Raw genomic sequence first — 22,259 nt, 5'->3', positions numbered from 1 at the left:
CGGCATGATCCGCAGATTCGGAAGGAACGCCCATGCCTGCAAAATTTGAAAACACGACCAACACACCGAACCTGATCAACGTGCATATCAACGCGTTGGAGCCGGGGAACCTTATTGTTCGTCTTGAGTATGTGACCTCCCAGGAGCATATCGAGCGGGTTCGTCGTGGAGAGGCCACGGCTGAGAGTGTGGAACTTCTGATAAAGCCGCACCAGGCACGGAAAATCGCAGAAGGCCTCGTCCGCCAGGCGGACCTGATCGAAGCGTCAAAGCAACCCAGTGGCGGCTCCAAGCAGTAGCACCAATCTGCAAATGATGACGGCCCGCCTCCGGCGGTGACGAAATCGTGTTCTCGTCTTGGCTCCTTGAAGGTATCGAGTTCCAGGCGACGCTTTTCAAGCTCAATCTAATCAGCTGGTTCGCCAATCTTCATTGGTTGGTTGAGCTTGGCTAACTCGCGCCCGCTGCTGTTGGGTCAACTGCGGGCCTGACGCCGCATAAGCTCGTATGCTTGTGCTGCGCGCCATGGCGAGATTATATCAGCCATCGATCATATTGTTTGAAAGAGACTGCGGCAAAGTCTCGCCATGCTTAGTCGATGAGCATATTCTTGCTGCTGTGGACCATACTCACCTCACGGCTGGTTCAATCGTAACGCACAGATACTTGACGGGATGGCCGCTCAATTCGAGCAAATAATTTGCTGCGACAAAACAATTTATAAAATATACTTTAATTCAACACAGCAAACGAGATTGACGCCGTGTCGAAAATCTCGAATTCATGCAGAATAAATTATATGCATACAAACGAACTTTTGGTCAGAGTTTGGCGTTAATATCAAATTAACCATACTGGATCACCGTCGCCTCCAGGACAGATGCATTTTTTTGCGGTCCCGGAGAGCAGAATGAAATACTGCATTCTCACTGCAGGTCTTGCCGTAGCGGCTTGCTCTATTGCCCAGCCGGCGCTCGCGGCCACCGGCAACGTCACCTTCAACGGCACTGTCGCGGCAATCTGCACGCTGGTCGTCACCAACGGCAGCGGCACGATGACGGTGAGCCCAGACCTGCAATCGTTGAGCTCGCACAATGCCGGCGGCGTGGCCGGCACTATCACGGCCACCACAACGGGCAATGTCGCGATCAGCATTGGCGCGCCAACTGCAATCACCGTGCCGCCGGCCGATGTCACCCCGATCACCTGGGCGCCGACCTATTCGGTGGCAGGTGCCCATACGGTTGCGGAAACAGGGGCCTCCTCCAACCTGTCGACGCCCGGCGTCGACACCGTCACCGTCCACCTCACCGGCACCAAGACCGGCTCCGACATCTTCGCCGCCGGCAACTATTCGGCCACCGTCACGGTCACATGCCAGTAACGCCTGCGCAGACAGGAAAGACAGGGAGAGCTTGATGTTACGCAGTCTGGCAATTCCATTTCTCGGAATGGGTCTGGCGGCCAGCCCCGCGTCCGCACAGTCTATGTCGCCGATGCGCGGCGAAGTGACGAGTTTCACCGATGCCTTCGCTGTGCGGGTGTTTCCATCCAACCCCTACAACAAGAAGATCCGGATCGATGTCCGGGTCTACGACCAGAACTTCCAGCCGGTCGACGCCAAGATAGCGCCCGACAGTTTCATGCTGGGGGCAGAGGCGTCACGACCGGTCCTCGTGGTCGTGCCGTTCGACGGCAACAATGAGCGTAAAGTGCGTATATGTACGGAAAGCGTGCCATTTCCAAATGAACAGACGCAGATCAAGGCTCAAATATGCGGAAAATTCCTCGGACAGCGGCGTTTCTGACGCTCACGAGCCTCGCCGCATTGACGCCTTGCGCGTCCTGGGCAGAGGACGTCTACAATCTCAACCAGAACCAGAGCGGCTTCTCCTTGCCGGGCGTGACATTGCCGCAAGGCCAGGACGAGGTGCGCGCCGCGGATGGCACGACCTGCCGTTCGGCCGTATCGGGCAGCGGCGCCTATCTCGATGTCGGCGTGATCCAGGGCAACAACCGCGAGAACAACGACATCGCCACTTATGGCCGCGTCGTCATCCCGATCGGGCGCACGCCGAAACGGCTCGACTGCTCCAAACTTTATGAGCTCGAAGTGGCGCGGCTGCAGATGGAGCTGAAGCTGCTCAAGATGGGGCTGGGTGCACCCGGCGGAGGCGATGTCACCGGCTCGGTGCAGCATTCCAAGGCGGGCTGGGCAGACAGCGGCTGGACCGATGGCAAGACGCCGCCACCAAAACAGACGGGGCAGTGAACATGCGCGCCGGCGCTTCTGTCCTGGGGATCTTGAGCCTCTGGCTCACCGCTGCGCCTGCGCAGGCGGCGATCATCGGCACCTGCACCATCAACGTCCAGACAACGGGCACGCTGTCGCCCAATCCGACGATCAATGTCTTCGGCTCCAGCCAGGCCGGGGGCTCGGCCGCCTCGGTGACAGTGACAACCAGCTCGCTATTGTGCTCGATCCTGAACCTGCTCGACTGCTATGGCCTGTCGGCACCCGCCCCGGTCAACTTCCTCTCGGCGCCAAGCGGCGGCGATGCCAACGTGACCTTCGCCTCCACCTACACGGTGGATAGTGTGACTTATGGCGGCAGCACGATCACGCGGGTGTCAAACGGAACCAGGATCATCCCGGTGAACCTGACAGCCACCAAGTCGACCGGCATATTCCCGGCCGGCACCTACCAGGCCCAGGTCGTCTTCCGCTGCGAATGACCAGGCACCATCTGGCAAGCGACCGCGACACAATGTAGTTTCCGGCTGACTTTTCAGGAGACTGCCGTGATCACCGTTGTCGGATCCATCAACCTCGACCTCATCGCAACCGTCGGCCGCCTGCCCGGCCCGGGCGAGACCGTACCCGGCGGCGACTTCAAGTCGGCGCCCGGTGGCAAGGGCGCCAACCAGGCGCTTGCCGCCGCACGCGCGGGCGCTGAGGTGCGCATGGTCGGCGCGGTCGGCAAGGATGCCTTCGCCGGCGAGGCCGTCGCCTTCCTCAAAAGCGGCGGCGTCGACCTTTCCGGCGTGGCCGAGATCCAGGCCGCCACAGGCATCGCATTGATCCTTGTCGGCGGTGACGGCGAGAACATGATCGCGGTGGTGCCGGGGGCCAACGGTTCGGTGGTGCCGGGCGATCTCGCCAAGGCACAGTTCAAGAAGGGCGACATCGTGCTCCTGCAGCACGAGATCCCGCTTGCGACCGTCGACGCGGCGCTTGAGGCGGCACGCAGTGCCGGCGCCGTGACCATACTGAACACCGCCCCCTTCCGCGCCGAGGCGGCAAGCTTCGTCGGCAAGGCCGACTATGTCATAGCCAATGAAACCGAATTCGACCTCTACGCCGAGGCGCTTTCGCTGCCCGCGGGCGAACGGCCGGAGCGGATGGGCGAATTCGCCCGGAGCACCGGCGCCACTGTCATCGTCACGCTCGGCGGGGATGGTGTCCTGGCGGCAAGAGGCGACGAGCTCATCCATGTCGAGGCGCTAAAGATTACCCCTGTCGACACCGTCGGTGCCGGCGACACCTTCTGCGGTTATCTCGCTGCCGGCCTGTCCGCGGGACTCGACCTCAAGGACGCGCTCCGCCGCGCCGCCGCCGCCGGATCGCTCGCTTGCCTGAAGCCAGGCGCCCAGCCGGCGATCCCGCTGGCCGCCGAGGTGGACACAGCACTCATGGGTTGAGTTCCGCCCACTAGACACGCAAAAACTTCGCGTGCTTAGTGTCGGTCGACCGCCGGAGGAATGGAACATGTCGCTTGAACTCTACGCCGCCTATGTCGTCGCCTGCATCGTCATCGTGCTGATACCGGGGCCGACGGTCACGCTGATCATCGCGTCCAGCATCAGGCATGGCACGCGCGCCGGCCTCGCCAACGCCGCCGGCACGCAGATCGGCGTCGCCATGATGATCGCCATCGTCGGCATCGGCCTCAACCAGATGATCGAGGCGATGGGGCACTGGTTCGAATGGGTCCGGCTTTTGGGCGCCGCCTATCTGATCTGGCTCGGCATTCAGATGTTCCGCTCGGGAGGCGAGCTCGCCGCCGACGGCACGCCCAGGCGGCCGCGCGGCGGCTTTTTCCTGCAGGGCTTCCTGGTTGCGATCAGCAACCCCAAGACGTTGATCTTCTTCGGCGCCTTCATCCCGCAGTTCATCGACCCGAGCGCCAACTACGCCCAACAGATCGTCATCATGGGCGTCACAGCGATGGTCTTCGCGGCGATGTCGGATTCGGCCTACGCGATTGCCGCAGGCCGCGCCGGCAAGTTCCTGTCGGCCAAACGCCTCAAGCTGATGACCCGCATCTCGGGCACGTTCCTTGTCGGCGGCGGCGTCTGGCTGGCGTTTTCGCGGACGCGGTAGATCTTTCGCCAGATCGGCAATGCAAAAGGGGCGGCCATGTACCGCCCCTTCTTCCTCCAAACATTGGCGGCTTCACAGCCGGCCAAGGCGCTCGACGAGCAGCGCGAAGAAGCCGTCATGGTCGATGTCGCGCATCACCATGGCGTTCTTCGGACGCTTGGTGACGCCCCACCAGTCGATGACGGTCATGCCCATGGTCAGCTCCGAGGAGGTTTCCACTGTCACATTGCAGTGGCGGCCCTGGAACAGCTCCGGCTTGAGAAGGTAAGCAATGACGCACGGATCATGCAGCGGGCCGCCGTCGGTGCCGTATTTGCCTTCGTCATAGCGTTCGAAGAATTCAAGCATCTGCGCCGTGGCAAGGCCGACCTTGGTGCCGAGTTTGCGGAAGGCGTCGATGCGCTTGGTCGTGGTCAGCGCCTTGTGGGTGACGTCGAGCGGCATCATGACGATCGGCACGCCCGAGCGGAACACCACGTCGGCCGCATGCGGATCGACATAGATGTTGAACTCGGCGGCAGGGGTGACGTTGCCGCCTTCGAAGAAGCCGCCGCCCATCAAGACGATCTCCTTGATACGTGGGGCGATCCTGGGTTCGCGGATGAGGGCGAGCGCGACGTTGGTGAGCGGGCCGAGCGGACACAAAGTGATGGTGCCGGCTTCCTCGCGCATCAGCGTCTCGACGAGGTAGTCGACGGCATGCTGTTCCTGCAGCTTCATTGTGAGTTCGGGCAGATCGGGGCCGTTCAGGCCGGTCTTGCCGTGCACTTCCTCGGCGGTGACCAGTTCGCGGATCAGCGGCCTGATGGCGCCGGAATAGACCTTGATGTCGGGACGGCCTGCCAGCTCGCAGATCTTGCGGGCATTGTTTTCGGTCAGCTTGAGCGGCACGTTGCCGGCAACAGCGGTAATTCCCAGAATGTCGAGCTCGGAGCTCCCCAGCGCCAGCAGAATGGCGACGGCATCGTCCTGACCGGGGTCAGTGTCGATGATTATCTTGCGCGGTACGGGCATTTTCTTTCCTTGTTGGGCAGTTTTTTGCAGTCTTGAAGTTGCCGACGGCGCGGACCATATCAACAACAGACGGGAAAATGCCATCCGGGTTTTTCCGCATTATGTCGCTCTCGGAGGACAAGCTGTAACATGAGCCGTATGACGCCCTTCTCAAGCCCGCTTCTCCTGGGCTTCGACACGATGGAAAAGACGCTGGAGCGCCTTGCCAAGTCGGGCGACAGCTACCCGCCCTACAACATCGAACGCATCAGGGATGCCGATGAACGGAGCGAGAGGCTGCGGATCACGCTTGCGGTCGCCGGTTTCGCCGAAAACGATCTCGAAGTCACCGTCGAGGAGAATCAGCTCATCGTGCGCGGTCGACAGAGCGACGACAAGGAGCGCGAGTTCCTGCATCGCGGTATCGCCTCACGACAGTTCCAACGCTGCTTCGTGCTGGCCGACGGGATGCGGGTGATTGCGGCCGATCTGAAGAACGGTCTGCTCTCGGTCGATCTCGACCGGCCGGAAGCCGAGCGACTGGTACGGAAAATAAACATATCGGTAGCAGACTAAGCACTGCCGATGGCTCTCATGCGGGATGGCCAATACGGCATCCTGGCTAGAAGGAGGCTACAATGCCCAATACTGCCCAGAGACACACGATGACCACGGGCGAGCTCGCCCATCTCGGCGAAGGCTCCGTCGCCTATCTCAGGAAGGTATCCAGCGACGATCTGCGCGGCCGTTTCCCAGGCCTGACCGAGATCGATCCCGGCCTCGAGTTGTGGGCGCTGTTTGCCGCGACCGGCGAACCGATCCTGTTGTCCGATGCCCGTGACCGCGCGCTTGCGGGTGCGATGGAAAACGACCTGACGACCGTAGCCATCCACTAACCTGTAGCCCGCGCTTTCGGCCGGCGACAGGATGGCGAAACGGCAAAGGGCCGCAAAATGCGGCCCTTCCCAAACTTTTCCGAAACATCGAAATCAGGCGGCGTGCGAAGCCGGCGTTTCCGACAGCAGCGCGTGGATCGCCGCCGCATCACGCGTGCCGCGAATCTTGGCGACCGTATCGGCGTCGCGCAGCACGCGTGCAATGCGCGACAGCGCCTTGAGATGGTCGGCTCCCGCCCCTTCGGGGGCCAGCAGCAGGAAGACCAGATCGACCGGCTGGTCGTCCAGCGCCTCGAAATCGACGGGCGTTTCCAGACGCGCAAAAACGCCGGTGATGCGCTTTACGCCTGCGAGCTTTCCATGCGGGATGGCGATGCCATTGCCGACACCCGTCGAGCCAAGACGCTCGCGCTGAAGGATGGTGTCGAACACCTCCCGCTCGGGGATACCGGAAATCGATGCGGCCCTTTCGGCGAGAAGTTGCAGAAGCTGCTTCTTCGAATTCGCCTTCAAGGCCGGCATGATTGCCGGAGCCTCGATCAGATCACTCAGATCCATGCTGAAATTCCCTTGCTGTGCTCACCGCCGCATTGCCCCAAAACCCCACATGCGGTGGCGGCTACTATCCCTGGGCGACCTTTGCGGTCGAGGGATCTATCCAGCCGATGTTTCCATCAGACCGGCGGTAGACGATGTTGAGGTGCTCATTGCCGGCATTGCGGAAGACCACAACAGGGCTATCCTTGGTGTCGAGTTCGATGACGGCCGATGCAACCGACATCGTCTTCAGAACCATCGTCGACTCGGCAACGATGGCGGGCGCGAAATCTTCGGGCACATCCTCGTCGTCATCGACGAGCGCTGCGACCACCGAATAGGCGACATCGGTCAATTCACCGTTGCCGGCGCCCAGATTGTGCGACTTCAGCCGGCGCTTGTAACGCCTCAGGCGAGTCTCGAGCTTGTCGGCCGCCGCGTCGAACGCGGCAGTCGGTTCCTGTGCGTCACCGGTCGCTTGCAACGACATGCCCGAATCGAGCCGTACCACACAATCGGCGGTGTAGCGCGAGCCGGCCTTCACGACGTTGACGTGCCCGGAGAAGCCGCGATCGAAATACTTGCCGATCGCTTCGCCGATACGTCCCTCAATGCGCGTACGAAACGCATCGCCGACGTCCATGTGTTTTCCTGATATGCGCAGGCTCATCTGAAAACTGACCTTTTCTGTTCAGACTTCAAACCGGTCCGAGTTTATACCCGTGGCAGATGCAAACAAGCGTTGGCTCGCCTGTCACACCAATTTTAAGTCCGAACTTGTCGGCTGATCTTGGGCCACCCGCCGGCAGCCGCAGGCTCGTGTCACAAGCCATCCTGTGCCGCATCTTTCCTTGGTGGGCTGAGCCCTCTTCATGCGGGCGGGCTTCTAGACACTTCATTAAGGATTGTCAATCAAGCGCGGGAGAGGCCTGAATTCCGCGCCTTTCGGCCTAGCCGGCGGCACCTGCCAGCGCGCGTTTTTCACGCCTGCGCTGCACCGACGAGGCGATGTTCATGCCTTCCCGGTACTTGGCGACCGTACGGCGGGCGATGTCGACGCCACTTTTCCTGAGGATATCCACAATGGCATCGTCGGACAGCACGTCGGAGGCCTGCTCTTCCTCGATCATCTGGCGAATACGGTCGCGTACCGCCTCCGACGAATGCGCGTCGCCACCTTCCGCCGAGGCGATCGAGGCGGTGAAGAAGTAGCGCAGTTCGAACACGCCACGCGTCGTCAGCATGTACTTGTTGGCTGTGACTCGGCTGACGGTCGATTCGTGCATGCCGATGGCATCGGCCACGGTGCGCAGGTTGAGCGGCCTGAGATGGCGCACGCCGTGGACCAGGAAGGCATCCTGCTGGCGCACGATCTCCGAGGCGACCTTGAGAATGGTCTTGGCGCGCTGGTCGAGGCTACGGGTCAGCCAGTTGGCGTTCTGCAAGCACTCGCTGAGGAAGTTGCGTTCAGCCGCGTCCTTGGTGCGACCGGTGACCTGGGCGAAATACACCTGGTCGACCAGCACGCGTGGCAGGGTGTCAGGATTGAGCTCCACCGCCCAGCTGCCGTCGGCGGCCTGGCGCACCTCGACATCGGGCACGATGGTATCGGCTGAGCCGCCGACAAAGGCTCCGCCGGGCCTGGGATCGAGTGCGCGGATCTCAGCCAGCATGGCGAGCAGATCCTCCTCGTCGACGCCGCAGATGCGCTTCAGGCTCTGGAAGTCGCGTTTTGCGAGAAGGTCGAGATTGTCGATCAACGCTGCCATCGCCGGATCGAGCCGGTCGCGGCGGATGAGCTGGATGCGCAGGCATTCTGCCAGGTCGCAGGCAAACAAGCCGGCAGGATCGAAAGCCTGGCAATCGGCAAGGACCCTCAGCACGAAGGCCTCGTCGACACCGAAGCGCGCCGCGATCTCGTCGGCTTCGCCACGGAAATAGCCCGCTTCGTCGAGCCAGTCGCTCAATTCGGAGGCAACGAGCCGCTCTACCGGGTCGGTGAAGGCGAAGGATATCTGCTCACCGACATGGTCGCGCAAGGTGACGGCGGCCGCCGCCATGTCCTCCATGTCGAAACCTTCGGAGCCGCCGCCCGAACCGGAGCCGGAAGACGCCGACTTCCACTGCATGGCAAGGTCGGGTCCCATGCGCTCGACGGCACCGGGGTCATCGGGGAACAGGTTTTCGAGCGAGGTGTCGAGTTTTTCGGAGATGGCCTCGGAACTCCAGCCGGCCTCGCCTTCGAACCAGTCCTCGCCGGCCGCGCTGGCCTCGCCCTGGGTCTCGATCTTGGGGAACTGGTCAGCCGGCGCGTCGTCAGGCACTTCTGCCCGTTCGAGCAGCGGATTGCGCTCGATCTCGTCGTCGATGAAACGTTCAAGCTCGGTATGGGTGAACTGCAGCAGCCTGATCGACTGCATCAGCTGTGGCGTCATCACCAGCGATTGGGACTGCCGTAGCTGTAGTTTCGCCGACAGCGCCATTGCTCGAAGTGGTCCGATCCCGATCCTGCGCAGCCGAAAACCGGCGCGCTCGCCAGCCGCGATAAAACTGGCCCGGCTTTTGCATGTCAAGCAGATTGGGGATTCGCTATCGAGATTGCCGGCGCATTGCCCGGCAATGGTGAAGGAAGGCTGCGCATTTCACCGGCACGTTGTGCGCTGGCGGGCAGCCCTAAAGGGTGAAGCCCTCGCCGAGATAGAGACGGCGGACGTCGGGATTGGCGACGACCTCGTCGGCGCGGCCATGGGTCAGCACCTCGCCGGCATGGATGATGTAGGCACGGTCGATCAGGCCCAGCGTCTCGCGGACGTTGTGGTCGGTGATCAGAACGCCGATGCCGCGCTTGGTCAGGTGTCGGACGAGTTGCTGGATGTCGGCGACGGCGATCGGGTCGATACCGGCGAAAGGCTCGTCGAGCAGCATGTAGTTGGGCCGGCTCGCCAAGGCGCGCGCGATCTCGAGGCGGCGGCGCTCGCCGCCCGACAAGGCGATCGCCGGCGACTTCCGGAGATGGCTGATGTGGAACTCCTCGAGCAGCGCATCGAGCGACTTCTCGCGCTCCTTGCGGCTCTTCTCCACCACTTCGAGAATGGCGCGGATGTTGTTTTCGACCGACAGGCCACGAAAGATCGAGGCTTCCTGCGGCAGGTAGCCGATGCCGAGACGGGCACGGCGGTACATCGGCATGGCCGTGACGTCGAAGCCGTCGATCTCGATCGTGCCCTGGTCGACGGGAACGAGCCCCGTAACCATGTAGAAGCAGGTCGTCTTGCCGGCGCCGTTGGGGCCGAGCAGGCCGACGGCCTCGCCGGCGCGGACGCCGAGCGTCACGCCCGAGACCACCTGCCGGCCCTTGTAGGCTTTGGTCAGCCCCTTGGCGATCAGCGTGCCCTTGAACTTACCGCTCTTGGCACTGCCTGTTGTCGCGGGCGCGGCAAGTTTTTGCGCCGAGCCAGGCTTCAGACGCGACAACAGCGAAGATGCCTCAGTCATTTATTTCTTCTGCGACCCCGGTGTGATCGACATCATAACGCGACCATTGCCCTTGGTGCCCTTGTTGCAGCCGTCGACCTGGGCAAGCCCGGTCTTCATCTGCACGGTGAGCTTGCAGCCGACCAGCACGTTATCGCCTTCGGACAGCACGACTTCCTTGCCGGACATCACCAGCACCTCGGTCTTCATATCGAAGGTGCCGCGGTCGCCGGTGGCCACCTGCTTGTCGGACTTCACATAGACCTTGTCGTCGACTTCAAGCCTGTCGATGTTGGCCGAGCCGGTGGCGGCCGAGCCGCCATCCTTGGCGTAATAGACGGTCATCTTGCCCGACTTCATGACAGTCGGGCCCTGGGTGACGCTGACATTGCCGGTGAAGATCGCGAGATTCTCCGATTCGCGGACCTCGAGCTTGTCGCTCTCGATCTGGATCGGCTGGTCGCCCGAGAGCTTGAGACCTGAAAGCCTGCTCTGGCTATCCTGCGCAAAAGCGCCGGCGGTGCACAGCATCACGCCCGCGCATGTTAACGCGGCCAATGACCGCCAAGACCTAATTTGCCGCACTCCCGCCTCCGCTGCCATTCTGCGCCGCCTTCATTCGCGCGGGATCGATGTCCACGCGTACCTTTTTCTCGAACACGACAACCTTGCCGTTTTCGAGCATGGACATCGAATCGGACGTGATCTTTGAACCGTCAAGGCTTATTTCAACCGGTTCGTCAGACTTCATCGCGCCACTGCCCATGTCGAGATACGCCGATTTGAGCTTGGCGACCATACCGTCGCTGGTCTTTACGATTACTTGCTCGGTCAGATTGAGCGTATTTCCCTCGCGGTCGTAGACCCCGCGCGCCGCATCGACCTGGGCGACGTTCTCGGCTGAGATCGGTAGCTTGGCATCGATGCCGAGCAATTCGACGACGCCCTGGTTGGCCGGATCCTGCACGGCACGGTCGGCGGTCATCGAATAAGGCAGGTTGTCGCGGGTGAAGCCGCTGAGTTGGGGCTTGGCCATCACCAGCTTGCCTTCGGAGAAGGCGGCACCTTCCGCCTTGACCTTCAGCGACGGCGGCGCGGCAAGGTAGGTGTAGCCACCGAACAGTGCCGCCAGCGCGAGCGCCGCCAACGGCAAAGCGCGCTTGAGGAAACGGACGCGGCGCGAATGACGCGCTGCGAGGTCGAAAGCATCGGCGCGCGAAGTCGCAAGCGCAATTGCGGTGTCAGCCGCGACGCCGCCTCCGCCGCCACTCGTCTCGATTGGTCGCGCCAACTGCAATGTCCTTCTTCAAACTGTCCAAGCCGCCCTTCAGGCCGGCACGGTGAAGCGGATGAAAGCCACGAAAATATGACCATAAGGTCAAAGAGTTGCGACCGAACGCACTGCTGCCCCGCGTCCGGCTGCCTGGATGCAAACCCCAATATGGCTATTTAGCTTACAAATCCCAACTCCCGCAACGTCAGCTGCGGCAGGAAAGCTGTGGCTCTCGCCAAAGCGTTGCTTTAAAAGCGCTAGCCTGCACAGCATGCGAGGCACGCCATGTCCATGAAAGCCGACGATCTGATCGACCGACGCCGCTTGCGACGCAAGCTGACCTTTTGGCGGGTCGTAGCGTTTCTCATCGCAGCCTTCGCCGTCGTCGGCATGTCGACATGGCTGGCCGGCGAGCGCATTCCGGGCGTGACCGCCAGCCATATCGCCAAGATCCGCATCGAAGGCACGATCACCGAGGACGAGGACCTGCTGCGCCGCCTCGACGAGGTCCGCAAGTCGGCCTCCGTCAAGGGCGTGATCCTGTCGATCGATTCGCCCGGCGGCACCACCGCCGGCGGCGAGGCGATCTACGACGCCGTGCGCAAGATCGCGGCAGAAAAGCCTGTCGTCGCCCAGGTCGGCACGCTTGCCGCATCCGCCGGCTACATGATCGCCTCGGCATCGGACCATATCGTGGCGCGCAAATCGTCCATCGTCGGCTCGATCGGCGTCCTTGTGCAGTTTCCCGACCTGACCGGGCTGATGGACAAGCTTGGTGTCAAGCTCGAGGAGATCAAGTCGTCGCCGCTGAAGGCGGAGCCCAATCCATTCAACCCGACGACCGACGAAGAGCGCGCCATGATGCGCAACATGATCCTCGACAGCTACGACTGGTTCGTCGGTACCGTCGCTGAACGCCGCTCGATGTCGAAGGCCGAGGCCACCGCCCTTGCCGACGGCTCGGTATGGACCGGACGCCAGGCACTCGCCAACAAGCTTATCGACGAGGTCGGCGGCGAGGACCAGGCGATCGCCTGGCTCGGCACCAAGGGCGTCGACGCCAAGCTCGAGGTCATCGAATGGAAGCCGGCCCGCACCGGCAGCTTCCTCCTGCCAAACTCGATTGCCCAGGCCCTTGGCCACGCACTCGGCATGGGCGACGTCTCGTCGGAATTGCTCAAGGAAATCGGCGCCGACCGCTTGTTCCTTGACGGTATGCTGTCGCTCTGGCAGGCTGAAAAAGCTGTCTCAGGCGGCTGAAAAACAAATAAAATCATCACCATCTCGACGGGGACCGAGCACATGATCAAGTCTGAACTGGTGCAAATCATTGCCACACGCAATCCGCATCTGTTCTTGCGGGATGTCGAGAACATCGTCAGCGCCATTTTCGACGAAATCACCGATGCCCTTGCCGACGGAAACCGCGTCGAGTTGCGCGGATTCGGCGCTTTTTCGGTCAAGAACCGCCCTGCCCGCACCGGCCGCAACCCGCGCACCGGCGAATCCGTCGAGGTCGAGGAAAAGTGGGTGCCTTTCTTCAAGACCGGCAAGGAGCTGCGCGAGCGGCTGAACTCGGCCAAATAGACCGCCAGGCGGCTGCGGCGGCGGGACTTTAAACGGGAAAATACATGTTCAACCGCTTCATGCTCATCGTTGTCTTCGTGCCGGTGGCGATCGTGCTGATCGCGCTTGCCGTGGCCAATCGCGCACCGACTGCGTTCACGCTCGACCCATTCAATCCGGGCAATCCGGCTTTGACCATCCAGGCACCGTTGTTCGTGCTGCTGTTCGTTGCACTGGCGCTCGGGGTGATTCTCGGCGGTGCCGTGACCTGGTTCAAACAGGGCCGCTTTCGCAAGATCGCTCGCCAGCGCGGCCTCGAGGCCGAAAGCCTTCGCCAGGCAGCCGCCCAGCGGCCGCCGGTTGCCCAGGGCCCGGCCCTGCCGCGCCCCAACTGATCCGCTTGGGCGCGACCACCTTTCAGGGAGAACTTCATGCTGCACTTTTCGGCCGATGACATCGACCGCGCCTTGACCTTTCCGGGATTGGTCGAGACTTTGCGCACGGCCTTTCGCGAGGGTGCGGTGCAGCCCGTGCGTCATCACCACACAGTGGAGCGTGCCAAGGGCACCGATTCGACCCTGCTGCTGATGCCGGCCTGGACTGACTTCAAGGCCGCGGGTGCAGGGGCCGACGGGCATATCGGCGTCAAGATCGTCACTGTCTCGCCCGACAACAACGACATCGCCAAGCCGGCGGTCGTCGGGCTCTATTTGCTGCTCGATGGGATCACCGGCGAGCCGCAGGCGCTGATGGACGGCCCGCGCCTGACCCAATGGCGCACCGCCTGCGCTTCGGCACTCGCCGCGTCCTACTTGGCGCGCGAGGACGCCTCGAAGCTGCTGGTCATCGGTGCCGGCGCCCAGTGCAGGTTCCTGGCACGGGCACATGCAGCTGTGCGGCCGATCAAAGAGATCCGCGTCTGGAACCGGACGCCGGCCAACGCCGAAACGCTTGCTGCCTCGCTGCGCGACGAGGGGTTTGAGGCGACTGCCGTCTCCGACCTCGATGCCGAACTCGGCTGGGCCGACATTATCACCGCCGGCACGATCTCGACCACGCCCCTGGTCAAGGGTGCCAGGCTCAAGCCCGGCGCCCATGTCGATCTCGTCGGCGGTTTCACGCCCGGCATGCGTGAGGCCGATGACGACGCGATCGCCAAGGCGCGAGTCTATGTCGACACCCGCGCCGGCGCCACAAAGGAAGCCGGCGACATCGTCCAGCCGATCGCAGCAGGCGTGCTAACGGCCGACGCCATCGTCGCCGACCTGCATGAACTCGCCCGCGACCAGAAGCCCGCCCGCCAGTCGGCGGACGAGATCACCCTGTTCAAGTCGGTCGGTGCCGCTCTGGAAGATCTTGCCGCCGGCATCGCCGTTTACGAGTCGCTCAAGCCGAAGGCCTGAGCTCCACTTCGTCCACCTCCATGGCTTCCGCAATCAGGCGGAAGTCGTGCGCGGACAGCGGACAGAGACCGAAACGCAGCTGGTAACCCCAATTGGGCATGGCGGTGAAGTCGAGTTGGCCGGCAAGCGCCGCTACGGGTACCTCCCGTGCCGCCGCCCAATCAACATCCTTGCGGGAAGGCGCGAAGCCGCCGCCCATGTCGAACCGATAGGCGTCGCCCGCCCGCACCCAACCAATTGCGGTGAAGGATTTCAGCCCGTCCTTACCACCCATGACGTTCGCCGGCGAATAATAGACCACCCCGTCTCCGGCACCGATCCGCCGCAGTGGGCCTACCTTGCCATGGCAGACTTGCATGAAGCCGCTGACCCTGCCGATACGCACATGATCGGCCGAGGCGACGGCCAGCCAATTGCCCGTGCCCATAGCTACACCGCCGCTTCGTCGAGGCAGTAGACACGCAAGCGATGATTGTCAGGGTCGAGCGCGACGAAGGTGCGGCCGAAATCCATGTCGGTTGGCGCCTGCAGAATGTTGAGTCCACGGCCCGCCCAGTCTGAATGGGTCGCGTCAACCGCCCCGGGCGATTCCACGGCAAGCACCAGTTCCGCTCCGCCACCCGCTGCGGACGCCGCCGGCTGAGCGGTGCGGCGCGACCACAAGCCGAGCTTGAAACCGTTGTCGAGCACGAACATGACAAAGGTCGGTGACGTCTCCACCGGCTGGCGGCCGAGCAGCTTGGCATAGAAGGCACCGCTGGCTTCCGGCTTGTCGACATAAAGAATAATGAAGTTGGGGCTGCGCATCGCTGTTCTCCTTGTTGGATGCGGAGAACCCTAGCCGGCACCACTGTCAGATTCTGGCAGTGGCGTTCAAAGCTTCCTTGTGGTGTCGAGCGTCGCCCGCCATTCCTTCAGCATGGCGGCGCGGCGGCGCGGATAGCGAGTGTCGATCGCGGCGAGTTCCGAAATGCGGTCGGCGCGAAAGTGGCGAAAATCCTGGCGCATCTCGCACCACGCCACCATGACGCGGACCTTGTCGAAGAACCCGAGCGCAAAGGGCCAGACGATGCGCCGCGAGCCGGTGCCCGAAGCGTCCTGATAGGTCATCTCTAGCTTGCGCTCGGCGCGGATCGCCTGGCGGATGATGCCGAGATCAGCGCCCTCGCGTGTCGCCTCGGCACTCGGGCCAACCAGAAGGGCCGTGGCGTCAAGCTCCTCGCGCAAATCGTCGGGCAGCACGGCAGCGATCTTGGCGAGCGCATCGGCGGCGGCCGCAGACAGCCTTGTGTCCGGCTGCTTCGCCACCCAGCGCGAGCCGAGCACGATCGCCTCGATCTCCTCGTCGGTGAACATCAGCGGCGGCAGCATGAAGCCGGGCTTCAGCACATACCCCAGCCCCGGTTCGCCCTCGATCGGCGCTCCTTGGCCCTGCAGGGTAGCGATGTCGCGGTAGAGCGTGCGGATCGACACGTCCAGCTCGCCGGCAAGCGTCAAGCCGCTCACCGGCCGGCGGTGGCGGCGCAGGATCTGGATGAGGTCGAGCAGGCGTTCGGAGCGCGACATGATTCTCGGGCGGGTTTGGCAGCACGATAGAGCGGAGACGGCGGCGCCGGAAGGCGGCTGCGAGACGCCCGCGACCGCCCGTCCGGTTGCGGTGTACCGTGGCCTGTGTCAAAAGCGGCCAACCATCCGGAGACGCCGTTCCTTGAAGCATCCGCGCGACAAACGCCGCGACAGCCGCCCGCAGCCGCCCCGCAAGGGCGGTGCCGCTCCCGCACAGACGCGCGACCGCACCGAGCGGCAGCCAGAGCGCAAGCCGGAGCAACGCGCAACCCTGCGCCAGGACCATCAGGCAGAACCAAAGCATCAGGCCGAGCCGAAATCGGAACCGCGCAAGCTTGCCCGCCGCGAAGGCGCACTGCCGGCCGAACGCCTGCCGCTGATCCTCGAGGTTGCGCCGAACGATGACTATGCGCTGCTCGACAGCGGCGACGGCCAGAAGCTCGAACAATACGGCCCCTACCGCATCGTCCGCCCAGAGGGACAGGCGATCTGGCAGCGCGCGCTGCCGGCGAAGGACTGGGACCGCGCCGACGCCGTCTTCACCGGCGACACTGACGAAGAAGGCATTGGCCGCTGGCGCTTTCCGAAGGCGCCGCTCGGCGAAACATGGCCGATGCGTCATGACGGCTTGTCCTACCAGGGCCGTTTCACCTCGTTCCGCCATGTCGGCGTCTTTCCCGAACAGGCGACGCACTGGGACCACATGGCCCGGTTGATCGACGACGCCAAACGCCCGGTCAAGGTGCTCAATTTGTTCGGCTACACCGGCCTTGCCTCGCTGGTCGCGGCGCGTGCCGGCGCCGAAGTGACCCATGTCGACGCCTCGAAGAAGGCCATCGGCTGGGCCCGCGAGAACCAGGAAATGGCAGGCCTTTCCAGCAAGCCGATCCGCTGGATCTGCGAGGATGCGATGAAGTTCGTCGAGCGCGAGGAGCGTCGCGGCAGCCGCTACGACATCATCCTGTTCGATCCGCCGGCCTATGGCCGCGGTCCCAAGGGTGAGGTGTGGCAGCTGTTCGAGAGCCTGCCGGCGATGACCGACATCTGCCGCTCGATCCTGACGCCGAAGCCGCTGGCGGTGGTGCTTACTGCCTATTCGATCCGCGCCTCGTTCTTCGCCATCCATGCCCTGATGCGCGATACCTTCGCCGGCATGGGCGGCACCATCGAATCGGGCGAACTCGTCATCCGCGAGAAGTCGGCAGGACGGGCGCTTTCGACATCGCTGTTCTCACGCTGGGTGGCCAAATGAGCGAACACCGCACCGGAGCCCCTGGCCGCGTCAAGGAAGTGACCAGCCTGGCCAACCCGCTGGTCAAGGACATCAAGGCGCTCTCGCTGAAGAAATTCCGCGACCAGCAGAACGCCTTTTTGGCCGAAGGCCTGAAGCTGGTGATCGACGCGCTCGACCTCGGATGGACGATCAAGACTTTGATCTTCGCCAAGTCGGCGCTCGGCAACCAGGCAGTCGAAAAGATCGCCGCGCGCACCGTGGCGCTGGGCGGCGACGTGCTCGAAGTCTCGGAAAAAGTGCTGACGGCGATCACCCGCCGCGACAATCCGCAGGCGGTTGTCGGCGTGTTCAGCCAGCGTTTCGTGCCGCTCAAGGACATCAGGCCGAAAGGCAACGACGTCTGGGTGGCGCTCGACCGGGTGCGCGATCCCGGCAATCTCGGCACCGTCATCCGCACCGTCGATGCGGTTGGCGCCAAGGGCGTCATCCTGGTCGGCGACACCACCGACCCTTTCTCACTCGAAACCGTGCGGGCGACCATGGGCTCGATCTTCGCCGTGCCTGTTGCCAAGACGCATCCGGATGCCTTCCTCGAATGGCGCAAGAACTTCCCCGGCACCGTCGCCGGCACGCATCTCAAGGGCGCTGTCGATTACCGGTCCGTCGATTTTGGCAACCGCCCGGTGCTGTTGATGATGGGCAACGAGCAGCAGGGCCTTCCCGACAATCTCGCCGACGCCTGCGACAAGCTTTTGCGCATCCCGCAGGCGGGCCGCGCCGATTCGCTCAATCTGGCTGTCGCTACCGGCGTCATGCTGTTCGAAATCCGGCGCGGCGCGCTGAAGCTTTAGTGCATGACCCCAAAAATCAGCTTCGATTTTTGGAAAGGATCATGCACGAAATCAAACTGTTACGGCGTCCCATGCGTGCCCGGGAGGGTACGCGGCGCTGAAGGAGGCCGCTGTTGAAGCCAGTCGCAGTCTACGGGATCGTCGCAGCTCTTGCCGTGGCACTCGACCAATGGATCAAGGTGCTCGTCGAGGCCAATCTTGTCATGCACGACAAGGTCGACCTGCTGCCGTTCCTGGCGCTCTATCGCACCTACAACACCGGCATCGCGTTCTCGATGTTCTCCAATGTCGGCGATACCGGCCTGATCGTGCTGACGACTGTCGTCGTCGCCTTCGTCACCTTCCTCGCCATCAAGACCACGCCAGCGCAGGTGATCTCGCGCTTCGGCTTTGCGCTGATCGTCGGCGGCGCGCTGGGAAACCTCATCGACCGCACCGTCTACGGCCACGTCATCGACTACATATTGTTCCACACGCCGGTGTGGTCTTTTGCCATCTTCAACCTGGCGGATGTGTTCATTTCGGTGGGCGCAGCGCTGGTGGTGCTGGATGAATTCATCGCCTGGCGGCGCAGCCGCAGCGAACCCAAGGCGGCCGACAAATAGGTCGATCAAGTCACAATACAATATGTGACAGAGCCGTGAGGTCATCCGCAGCTTACCCACAGACTTGACTAAGCGGTTAAGATTTTTTTCACTAAGGTCGCAATCGGGTCCAAGGTCTGCCACAATCGCTCATCATGGTGCGTTTGGTGGACGGGCCGAAAGGTACCGACTGAACTGTCTGGCGGCTACGCGGCGTAGATTTGCGGGTCAAAACGACAGGTGGGGGAGCTCGCTATTCCGAGCACTTGGGGCCTGAGTGGAGAGTTGCTAGTGAAAATGCCCTTCGGGTTGGGCGCAGCCAATCAGCCGCGCTCCGCGATGATGTTTATGAAAGCCGAGCCGGCTTCCTGGCGCGAGAACGCGCCGAACCGCGGCTTGGTTTGCGGTGTATTGGCAATGACCGCCCTGATGAGCGTAACCGCCGTCTCCGCCCTCTTCATCGTGCCTCATATGGGCCAGAACTCGGCCGACACCGTGCAGGAAGCCAGGCAGGTCGAGACCGAGCCATCCAAGGAAAAGATCACCACCATCATCGCCGAGCCAACCGGCCGCAAGAGCCGCGTCGCTTCCGCTGCCAGCTCGATCATCGTTTCGGATGCTGCCGCCGAGGAAGCCTCCGACATGCCATTGGCCGCCGACCCGCGATGGGCGCAGGTGGTCAAGGCGGGCGCAACCCAACCGCTCGAAGCCATGCCGGCCATTCCCGGCGCCGAAAAGGTCATCGCCAAGGACCCGACCGAGACGGCGGCACTCGCGCTGACCGACACCAACGCCAAGACCGATCCGGCCGAAACCGCAGCAGTCAAGGCGATCGACGCCGAGGCGAAGCCTGCCGAGGCCCGCGAGGGCGGCAAGGCTGCCGTCATCAAGCGCTCGGTCAACATGCGCGCCAAACCGCAAAAAGGCGGCGCGGTGCTCGGCGTCATTCCGGCCAAGACCTCAGTCGAACTGGTTTCCTGCACCCAATGGTGCGAAATCGTTTTCAACGGCAAGCGCGGCTACGTTTACAAGAGCTACGTCCAGTAATCGCAGTATTTCCCGGCCGTCCTATTGCTAAAAAGCACGACCGCTAAAATTCGATCTATCTGCCAAAATCTTCCCTAAGCTCTCGGTGCTAGGCTTCCGCCATGATGACGGAATCTGGCACGACGGGAGAAAAGACGACGCAAGGCGCGGCCATCGCCGACACCGATGCCCAGTCGCACCGCCGTATCATCACGCCGCCACCGCTTGCCCCCGCTTTGCCGAAGGAGCCGCCGCGCGGCCTCTATTTCGCGATCATCGTCGCGGTGCTGGTGCTGTCGGGCCTCGCGCATCTGACCGGCGCGCCTGTTTTCATCAGCGCCAGCCTGTTTGCCATCGGCCTCGCCGGCATGGTGCTGTTGTCGCGCAGCCTGGGCGAGCGCGCGCGAGCCGCGGAAGAGATCACCGAGAACGCTTCGCGCAACCGGGCCGAGATCGAGACCCTTGCCGACCGGATGTGGGAGTTGCAGGAAAGCGAAGAGCGCTTCCGCGGCCTCATCGACGCGCTTGGCGATCTTGTCGTCCATCGCGACCGCGACGGTCGCATCGTCTATGCCAACAAGGTGTTCGCCGGACTCATCGGCCAGGACCCGCGCGATCTCGCCGGCCGCACGCTTGCCGAACTCGGCGTCGATGTCGGCGTGGTGCCGGACGCCGCCTTCTCAGACGGCGAATGCCTGAGCTCTACCGATGTCGGCATCCGCTCCAACGGCGTCGTGCGCTGGTTCTCGTGGATCGAGCTTTCGGTGCGCGACAAGGCCAGCAACGCAGTGTCGCACCGGGCCATCGCCCGCGACATCACCGCCCGCAAGCGCGCCGAAGCCGCCCTTATCGGCGCCCGCGAGCGCGCCGAATATGCCAGCCAGGCGAAGTCGCGCTTCCTGGCAACCGTAAGCCACGAGATCCGCACGCCGATGAACGGTATCATGGGCATGGCCAAGCTTCTGCACGACACCGAACTGTCGCCCGAGCAGCGCACCTATGTCGGCGCCGTCTCGACCTCGGCCAGCGCGCTTCTGGCGCTGATCGAGGACCTGCTCGACTACTCCAAGATCGAGGCGGGCCGCTTCGATCCCGAGCCCCAGCCGATGTCGCCGCGCGAGATCGCCGACAGTGTCGTCGAGCTTTTGGCGTCGCGCGCATTCGCCAAGGGCATCGGGCTCGGCTGCCATGTCGCGTCCAACGTGCCGCAGATGATCTCGGCCGATCCTGGCCGCGTCCGCCAGGTGCTGCTCAACCTGATCGGTAACGCCATCAAGTTCACCGACGCCGGGGGCGTCCGGCTCAGCGTCAAGCGGACCAGCGACGACCATCCCGGCAAGATCCGCTTCACAGTGAGCGATACCGGCCCCGGCCTGCGTCCCGAGGACGTCGAGCGCATCTTCGAGGAGTTCGAGCAGGCCGACGGCACCTCGACACGCTCGCATGGCGGCGCCGGGCTCGGGCTCGCCATCTCCAGACGGCTGGTCACCGCCATGGGCGGCACGATCACCGTCACCAGCCAACCCGGCGAAGGCTCGCAATTCGCCTTCGAACTGCCGGCTTTTGGCGCAACCGATACGCCCCAGACCAATGCCGATGCGCTGGCCGGCCGATGTGCCGTCATCCTGTCAAGAAACACCACCGAGGCAGAAGCACTGGCCGAAACCATTCGCGCGCATGGCGGCCGCGCCGACATTGCGGTGACGCCCGAACAGGCCGCCGCATTCGCCGAAGGCTGCAACGCGCTGCTGGTCGACGCCGCGCTCGAGGACAATGACGGCCGTCTGCTCAAGCAATTGCGCGAAACCGGCTTCTCCGCCAGCGAGGCGATCACGTTGATCGCGCCGACCGACCGCGGACTGCTCGGCGAACTGCGCGCCAGCGGCTATGCCACCTTCCTGGCCCGGCCGGTTCGCGGCGAGACGCTGCTGCGGATACTTCTGGCGAATCAGGGCGTGGTGCCGGGCAAGCCGCAGCTTGCCAGCCGTCGCGCTGCGGCCAAGCCCGCGAATCATTCGCAGCTTCGCGGCCTGTCGGTGCTGATCGCCGAGGACAACGACATCAATGCCATGCTCGCCCGCGCCGTGCTGGTGAAAGCAGGCCATCGCGTCGACGTCGTCAACAATGGCAAGGCCGCCGTCGAAGCGGTGACGGGCGCCAGCCGCAAGCGGCGCTACGATGTCGTGCTGATGGACATGCATATGCCCGTGATGGACGGATTGGACGCCATTTCGGCCATTCGCAGGCATGAGGAGCAGCATGGCCTGGCTGCCGTGCCGATCATGGTGCTGTCCGCCGACAGCCAGGAAAAAACCCGCCACGCGGTGCTCGCCCATGGCGCCAGCGGCTTCGTCACCAAGCCGCTCGACCCCGATGTCCTGATCAATCTCGTCGAGCAGCGGGCCGCTGCGTGAACTAAATCACGGTGATTTTCCTAGCCGGCTACTCGACGTTGCTTGCCCGCCCAGACTT

28 protein-coding genes are annotated in these 22,259 nt (G+C 63.2%); 18 read left to right on the top strand and 10 right to left on the bottom strand.

Annotated elements, in window-relative coordinates:
• Positions 1-32: 32 nt before the first annotated feature.
• The 7 genes from HNQ95_RS04530 (at position 33) to HNQ95_RS04500 (ending at position 4,384) form a co-directional block, all read left to right on the top strand.
• Positions 33-299: a hypothetical protein gene (locus tag HNQ95_RS04530; protein ID WP_067954840.1), complete on the top strand. Its 267-nt coding sequence runs from the start codon at positions 33-35 to the stop codon at positions 297-299.
• 611 nt (positions 300-910) lie between these two features.
• Positions 911-1,384, top strand: coding sequence for a hypothetical protein (locus HNQ95_RS04525; RefSeq protein WP_067954842.1), 474 nt, complete (start codon positions 911-913; stop codon positions 1,382-1,384).
• A gap of 34 nt (positions 1,385-1,418) precedes the next feature.
• Positions 1,419-1,808, top strand: a complete 390-nt coding sequence (locus HNQ95_RS04520; RefSeq protein WP_067954844.1) for a hypothetical protein — start codon at positions 1,419-1,421, stop codon at positions 1,806-1,808.
• Complete coding sequence (locus tag HNQ95_RS04515; protein WP_067954846.1) at positions 1,775-2,272, top strand: hypothetical protein; 498 nt, start codon at positions 1,775-1,777, stop codon at positions 2,270-2,272. The genes HNQ95_RS04520 and HNQ95_RS04515 overlap by 34 nt, the downstream gene beginning before the upstream one ends.
• A 32-nt stretch (positions 2,273-2,304) precedes the next feature.
• Positions 2,305-2,736, top strand: coding sequence for a hypothetical protein (locus HNQ95_RS04510; RefSeq protein WP_246790358.1), 432 nt, complete (start codon positions 2,305-2,307; stop codon positions 2,734-2,736).
• A gap of 66 nt (positions 2,737-2,802) precedes the next feature.
• Positions 2,803-3,702 carry a ribokinase gene (locus tag HNQ95_RS04505; protein ID WP_067954849.1) on the top strand — a complete coding sequence of 300 codons (900 nt, stop codon included), beginning with the start codon at positions 2,803-2,805 and terminating at the stop codon, positions 3,700-3,702.
• Between the two features lie 67 nt (positions 3,703-3,769).
• The gene (locus HNQ95_RS04500; protein ID WP_067954851.1) at positions 3,770-4,384 is read left to right on the top strand and encodes a LysE family translocator; all 615 of its coding nucleotides are present in this window, start codon (positions 3,770-3,772) and stop codon (positions 4,382-4,384) included.
• 72 nt (positions 4,385-4,456) lie between these two features.
• On the opposite strand, the gene HNQ95_RS04495 is transcribed toward HNQ95_RS04500, so the two are convergent.
• The gene (locus HNQ95_RS04495; RefSeq protein WP_154384570.1) at positions 4,457-5,398 is read right to left on the bottom strand and encodes a nucleoside hydrolase; all 942 of its coding nucleotides are present in this window, start codon (positions 5,396-5,398) and stop codon (positions 4,457-4,459) included.
• A gap of 129 nt (positions 5,399-5,527) precedes the next feature.
• Between HNQ95_RS04495 and HNQ95_RS04490 the strand changes: the two genes are divergently transcribed.
• Entirely contained in the window at positions 5,528-5,953 is a 426-nt protein-coding gene (locus HNQ95_RS04490) for an Hsp20 family protein (RefSeq protein ID WP_154384569.1), read from the top strand.
• Positions 5,954-6,015: 62 nt separating this feature from the next.
• The gene (locus tag HNQ95_RS04485; RefSeq protein WP_067954857.1) at positions 6,016-6,273 is read left to right on the top strand and encodes a BQ00720 family protein; all 258 of its coding nucleotides are present in this window, start codon (positions 6,016-6,018) and stop codon (positions 6,271-6,273) included.
• A 93-nt stretch (positions 6,274-6,366) separates the two neighbouring features.
• Here HNQ95_RS04485 and ptsN read toward each other — a convergent pair whose 3' ends face one another.
• From ptsN to lptC, 6 genes are all read right to left on the bottom strand, one after another.
• The gene (gene ptsN / locus HNQ95_RS04480) at positions 6,367-6,831 is read right to left on the bottom strand and encodes a PTS IIA-like nitrogen regulatory protein PtsN (protein ID WP_067954859.1); all 465 of its coding nucleotides are present in this window, start codon (positions 6,829-6,831) and stop codon (positions 6,367-6,369) included.
• A gap of 64 nt (positions 6,832-6,895) precedes the next feature.
• Positions 6,896-7,480, bottom strand: a complete 585-nt coding sequence (hpf, locus tag HNQ95_RS04475) for a ribosome hibernation-promoting factor, HPF/YfiA family (protein WP_067954861.1) — start codon at positions 7,478-7,480, stop codon at positions 6,896-6,898.
• A 280-nt stretch (positions 7,481-7,760) separates the two neighbouring features.
• Positions 7,761-9,293 (bottom strand): RNA polymerase factor sigma-54, encoded by a 1,533-nt coding sequence (rpoN, locus tag HNQ95_RS04470; RefSeq protein WP_067954863.1) that lies wholly within the window; start codon positions 9,291-9,293, stop codon positions 7,761-7,763.
• 190 nt (positions 9,294-9,483) lie between these two features.
• Complete coding sequence (gene lptB, locus HNQ95_RS04465; protein ID WP_067954865.1) at positions 9,484-10,305, bottom strand: LPS export ABC transporter ATP-binding protein; 822 nt, start codon at positions 10,303-10,305, stop codon at positions 9,484-9,486.
• Positions 10,306-10,815, bottom strand: a complete 510-nt coding sequence (locus HNQ95_RS04460) for an LptA/OstA family protein (RefSeq protein WP_172582912.1) — start codon at positions 10,813-10,815, stop codon at positions 10,306-10,308. It lies immediately after the preceding gene.
• Between the two features lie 40 nt (positions 10,816-10,855).
• A complete protein-coding gene (gene lptC / locus HNQ95_RS04455) occupies positions 10,856-11,575 on the bottom strand; it encodes an LPS export ABC transporter periplasmic protein LptC (RefSeq protein ID WP_067954867.1) in 720 nt (239 codons plus the stop codon).
• Positions 11,576-11,842: 267 nt separating this feature from the next.
• Here lptC and sppA point away from each other — a divergent pair, with 267 nt between their 5' ends.
• From sppA to lhpI, 4 genes are read left to right on the top strand one after another with little or no spacing between them, the layout of a single operon-like run.
• Entirely contained in the window at positions 11,843-12,817 is a 975-nt protein-coding gene (gene sppA, locus HNQ95_RS04450) for a signal peptide peptidase SppA (protein ID WP_067954869.1), read from the top strand.
• Positions 12,818-12,859: 42 nt separating this feature from the next.
• Positions 12,860-13,144: an integration host factor subunit beta gene (locus HNQ95_RS04445; protein ID WP_055981346.1), complete on the top strand. Its 285-nt coding sequence runs from the start codon at positions 12,860-12,862 to the stop codon at positions 13,142-13,144.
• A gap of 44 nt (positions 13,145-13,188) precedes the next feature.
• Positions 13,189-13,518, top strand: coding sequence for a LapA family protein (locus HNQ95_RS04440; protein ID WP_067954871.1), 330 nt, complete (start codon positions 13,189-13,191; stop codon positions 13,516-13,518).
• A gap of 36 nt (positions 13,519-13,554) precedes the next feature.
• Positions 13,555-14,526 (top strand): bifunctional Delta(1)-pyrroline-2-carboxylate/Delta(1)-piperideine-2-carboxylate reductase, encoded by a 972-nt coding sequence (gene lhpI, locus HNQ95_RS04435; protein WP_067954874.1) that lies wholly within the window; start codon positions 13,555-13,557, stop codon positions 14,524-14,526.
• Here the strand turns inward: lhpI and HNQ95_RS04430 are convergent.
• The 3 genes from HNQ95_RS04430 to HNQ95_RS04420 form a co-directional block, all read right to left on the bottom strand.
• Entirely contained in the window at positions 14,510-14,953 is a 444-nt protein-coding gene (locus HNQ95_RS04430) for an EVE domain-containing protein (RefSeq protein WP_154384566.1), read from the bottom strand. The two genes, lhpI and HNQ95_RS04430, sit on opposite strands and share 17 nt — an antisense overlap.
• A 2-nt stretch (positions 14,954-14,955) precedes the next feature.
• Positions 14,956-15,333 (bottom strand): VOC family protein, encoded by a 378-nt coding sequence (locus HNQ95_RS04425; protein ID WP_067954878.1) that lies wholly within the window; start codon positions 15,331-15,333, stop codon positions 14,956-14,958.
• A gap of 66 nt (positions 15,334-15,399) precedes the next feature.
• Entirely contained in the window at positions 15,400-16,092 is a 693-nt protein-coding gene (locus HNQ95_RS04420) for a helix-turn-helix transcriptional regulator (protein WP_154384564.1), read from the bottom strand.
• A 142-nt stretch (positions 16,093-16,234) separates the two neighbouring features.
• On the opposite strand from HNQ95_RS04420, the gene HNQ95_RS04415 reads away from it, so the two are divergent.
• The 5 genes from HNQ95_RS04415 (at position 16,235) to HNQ95_RS04395 (ending at position 22,201) form a co-directional block, all read left to right on the top strand.
• The gene (locus tag HNQ95_RS04415) at positions 16,235-17,344 is read left to right on the top strand and encodes an RsmD family RNA methyltransferase (RefSeq protein WP_067954881.1); all 1,110 of its coding nucleotides are present in this window, start codon (positions 16,235-16,237) and stop codon (positions 17,342-17,344) included.
• On the top strand, positions 17,341-18,177 hold the full coding sequence (locus HNQ95_RS04410) for a TrmH family RNA methyltransferase (protein ID WP_067954883.1): 837 nt from the start codon (positions 17,341-17,343) through the stop codon (positions 18,175-18,177). The genes HNQ95_RS04415 and HNQ95_RS04410 overlap by 4 nt, the downstream gene beginning before the upstream one ends.
• Positions 18,178-18,290: 113 nt before the next feature.
• Entirely contained in the window at positions 18,291-18,782 is a 492-nt protein-coding gene (gene lspA, locus HNQ95_RS04405) for a signal peptidase II (protein WP_067954885.1), read from the top strand.
• A gap of 396 nt (positions 18,783-19,178) precedes the next feature.
• Positions 19,179-19,808: an SH3 domain-containing protein gene (locus tag HNQ95_RS04400; protein ID WP_169808288.1), complete on the top strand. Its 630-nt coding sequence runs from the start codon at positions 19,179-19,181 to the stop codon at positions 19,806-19,808.
• A gap of 101 nt (positions 19,809-19,909) precedes the next feature.
• The gene (locus HNQ95_RS04395) at positions 19,910-22,201 is read left to right on the top strand and encodes a PAS domain-containing hybrid sensor histidine kinase/response regulator (protein WP_067954889.1); all 2,292 of its coding nucleotides are present in this window, start codon (positions 19,910-19,912) and stop codon (positions 22,199-22,201) included.
• The last annotated feature ends 58 nt before the right edge of the window (positions 22,202-22,259 follow it).

The sequence above is a fragment of the Aminobacter ciceronei genome (genome assembly GCF_014138625.1).
GTDB lineage: Bacteria > Pseudomonadota > Alphaproteobacteria > Rhizobiales > Rhizobiaceae > Aminobacter > Aminobacter ciceronei.
This window is presented reverse-complemented; position numbering and strand designations above follow the sequence as displayed.

What these genes read in the sequence shown, in the direction of transcription:
- rpoN (WP_067954863.1), bottom strand. Translation starts at nt 9,293, where the DNA reads ATGGCGCTGTCGGCGAAACTACAGCTACGGCAGTCCCAATCGCTGGTG.
- HNQ95_RS04460 (WP_172582912.1), bottom strand. Translation starts at nt 10,815, where the DNA reads ATGCTGTGCACCGCCGGCGCTTTTGCGCAGGATAGCCAGAGCAGGCTT.
- HNQ95_RS04485 (WP_067954857.1), top strand. Translation starts at nt 6,016, where the DNA reads ATGCCCAATACTGCCCAGAGACACACGATGACCACGGGCGAGCTCGCC.
- HNQ95_RS04530 (WP_067954840.1), top strand. Translation starts at nt 33, where the DNA reads ATGCCTGCAAAATTTGAAAACACGACCAACACACCGAACCTGATCAAC.
- HNQ95_RS04525 (WP_067954842.1), top strand. Translation starts at nt 911, where the DNA reads ATGAAATACTGCATTCTCACTGCAGGTCTTGCCGTAGCGGCTTGCTCT.
- HNQ95_RS04515 (WP_067954846.1), top strand. Translation starts at nt 1,775, where the DNA reads ATGCGGAAAATTCCTCGGACAGCGGCGTTTCTGACGCTCACGAGCCTC.
- hpf (WP_067954861.1), bottom strand. Translation starts at nt 7,480, where the DNA reads ATGAGCCTGCGCATATCAGGAAAACACATGGACGTCGGCGATGCGTTT.
- HNQ95_RS04425 (WP_067954878.1), bottom strand. Translation starts at nt 15,333, where the DNA reads ATGCGCAGCCCCAACTTCATTATTCTTTATGTCGACAAGCCGGAAGCC.
- HNQ95_RS04495 (WP_154384570.1), bottom strand. Translation starts at nt 5,398, where the DNA reads ATGCCCGTACCGCGCAAGATAATCATCGACACTGACCCCGGTCAGGAC.
- sppA (WP_067954869.1), top strand. Translation starts at nt 11,843, where the DNA reads ATGTCCATGAAAGCCGACGATCTGATCGACCGACGCCGCTTGCGACGC.
- HNQ95_RS04440 (WP_067954871.1), top strand. Translation starts at nt 13,189, where the DNA reads ATGTTCAACCGCTTCATGCTCATCGTTGTCTTCGTGCCGGTGGCGATC.
- lptB (WP_067954865.1), bottom strand. Translation starts at nt 10,305, where the DNA reads ATGACTGAGGCATCTTCGCTGTTGTCGCGTCTGAAGCCTGGCTCGGCG.
- HNQ95_RS04520 (WP_067954844.1), top strand. Translation starts at nt 1,419, where the DNA reads ATGTTACGCAGTCTGGCAATTCCATTTCTCGGAATGGGTCTGGCGGCC.
- HNQ95_RS04430 (WP_154384566.1), bottom strand. Translation starts at nt 14,953, where the DNA reads ATGGGCACGGGCAATTGGCTGGCCGTCGCCTCGGCCGATCATGTGCGT.
- HNQ95_RS04400 (WP_169808288.1), top strand. Translation starts at nt 19,179, where the DNA reads ATGACCGCCCTGATGAGCGTAACCGCCGTCTCCGCCCTCTTCATCGTG.
- HNQ95_RS04490 (WP_154384569.1), top strand. Translation starts at nt 5,528, where the DNA reads ATGAGCCGTATGACGCCCTTCTCAAGCCCGCTTCTCCTGGGCTTCGAC.
- lhpI (WP_067954874.1), top strand. Translation starts at nt 13,555, where the DNA reads ATGCTGCACTTTTCGGCCGATGACATCGACCGCGCCTTGACCTTTCCG.
- HNQ95_RS04500 (WP_067954851.1), top strand. Translation starts at nt 3,770, where the DNA reads ATGTCGCTTGAACTCTACGCCGCCTATGTCGTCGCCTGCATCGTCATC.
- HNQ95_RS04420 (WP_154384564.1), bottom strand. Translation starts at nt 16,092, where the DNA reads ATGTCGCGCTCCGAACGCCTGCTCGACCTCATCCAGATCCTGCGCCGC.
- HNQ95_RS04445 (WP_055981346.1), top strand. Translation starts at nt 12,860, where the DNA reads ATGATCAAGTCTGAACTGGTGCAAATCATTGCCACACGCAATCCGCAT.
- ptsN (WP_067954859.1), bottom strand. Translation starts at nt 6,831, where the DNA reads ATGGATCTGAGTGATCTGATCGAGGCTCCGGCAATCATGCCGGCCTTG.
- HNQ95_RS04410 (WP_067954883.1), top strand. Translation starts at nt 17,341, where the DNA reads ATGAGCGAACACCGCACCGGAGCCCCTGGCCGCGTCAAGGAAGTGACC.
- HNQ95_RS04395 (WP_067954889.1), top strand. Translation starts at nt 19,910, where the DNA reads ATGATGACGGAATCTGGCACGACGGGAGAAAAGACGACGCAAGGCGCG.